General features: G+C 78.6%; 1 protein-coding gene. It reads left to right on the top strand.

The window, feature by feature from the left end; translation table 11 throughout:
• The coding region (locus KVT14_RS20745; RefSeq protein ID WP_217617330.1) for a hypothetical protein at window positions 1-252 on the top strand (252 nt) is incomplete at both ends.

The following is a 252-nucleotide window of genomic DNA, read 5'->3' as shown; positions in this document are numbered from 1 at the left end:
GTCGAGCTGCGGCTGTTCGCCGAGATCGTCTGGTACGCACGCGGCGACCTCACGCCGCCGGCGCCCGCCGCCGACCCCGGCCCGCCCCGCGCCGCGTCCGCGGTCGACGGGGTGCAGATGTACGCCGCCGTCGCGCGGGGCGACGCGGGCGCGGCCGGCCGCGGGCTGTCCCTGCTGCACGGCCAGCACGACGTCACGATGATCACGCACATCGCGGGCGGCTGCGCCGTCGACGCCCTCACCTGGGCCGGA

The sequence above is a fragment of the Cellulomonas sp. GbtcB1 genome (assembly GCF_019091725.1).
In the GTDB taxonomy this organism is placed as follows: Bacteria; Actinomycetota; Actinomycetes; order Actinomycetales; family Cellulomonadaceae; genus Cellulomonas.
Note: the sequence above shows the minus strand (reverse complement) of the source record. Positions and strands in the feature narration are given on the sequence as shown.